The following is a 1,304-nucleotide window of genomic DNA, read 5'->3' as shown; positions in this document are numbered from 1 at the left end:
GGTGTGCTGGTTCACGACATCGTTCACATATGAGTCGGGACATCGTTCATAGCCCCCGGCGCCTCGACGATGAGGCATGTCGAAGGCCAAAGTCATCGTGCTGTCCGTCGTCGAACAAGGCCTGACCAAGGCCGAAGCGGCCCGCCGGTTCGGCGTCTCCTGGCGATGGGTCCACACCCTCGTCCAGCGCTACGAGAAACACGGCCTCGACGGACTCGAGCCACGCTCACGCCGACCCCGGACCAATCCCCACGCCACCGACGAACACGTGCGCGACCTCATCCTGGCCCTGCGCACCCGGCTGCTCGCCGACGGCCTCGACCACGGGCCCGCGACGATCGCCTGGCACCTGAACGAGGACGGCGTCACCCCGGTCCCCGCGATCTCTACGATCCGACGCATCATCACCACCGCCGGCCTCGTCGACCCCGAACCCCGCAAACGCCCCCACGCGTCCCTGCACCGCTTCGCCGCCGAACAACCCAACGAGACCTGGCAATCCGACTTCACCCACTGGCACCTGGCCGACGGCACCGACATCGAGATCCTCAACTGGCTCGACGACCACTCCCGCTACCTGCTCTCCTGCACCGCCCACCACCGCGTGAGCGGACACCTCGTCGTGGAGACCTTCACCACCTGCATCAACACCTACGGGCCACCCGCCTCGACCCTGACCGACAACGGCTCGGTCTACACCTCTCGGTTCACCGGCGGACGCAACGCCTTCGAATACCTCCTGCACGCCCTGGGCATCCAGCAGAAGAACGGCCACCCGAACCACCCCCAGACCCAGGGCAAGATCGAACGCTTCCACTCCACCCTCAAGAAATGGCTCGACCAGCAGCCGCCCGCCGTGGACCTACCCACCCTGCAAGCCCAGCTCGACGCGTTCACCACGACCTACAACACCGCACGACCCCACCGCGCCCTGGACCGCTGCACACCCCACACCGCCTACCACGCCCGACCCCCAGCCAGACCCGCCGGGACCACCATCGCCGGGCACTACCGGCTGCGCTTCGACCACGTCGGGACCAACGGCAAGATCTCCCTGCGCCGCGCCGGACGTATGCACCACCTCGGCATCGGCGCCGCGCACCGCGGCACCCCCGTCCTCATCCTCATCGACGAGACCACCGCCACCGTCATCGCCCACACCACCGGACAGATCCTGGCCACCTGCACCATCGACCCCACCCGCACCTACTGGCGCAACAACGATCGAGAGCCCGGCCGATGGCCGGGCTCTCGATATGAACGATGACGCGACACATCTATGAACGATGTCCCGACTCATCACA

At 67.0% G+C, this 1,304-nt stretch carries 1 protein-coding gene; it reads left to right on the top strand.

Annotated features, from left to right (window positions below):
* The first annotated feature begins 76 nt into the window (after positions 1-76).
* Entirely contained in the window at positions 77-1,267 is a 1,191-nt protein-coding gene (locus EDF32_RS01515) for an IS481 family transposase (protein WP_123306785.1), read from the top strand.
* The last annotated feature ends 37 nt before the right edge of the window (positions 1,268-1,304 follow it).

It is taken from the genome of Cellulomonas sp. PhB143 (assembly GCF_003752595.1).
GTDB lineage: Bacteria > Actinomycetota > Actinomycetes > Actinomycetales > Cellulomonadaceae > Paraoerskovia.
This window is presented reverse-complemented; position numbering and strand designations above follow the sequence as displayed.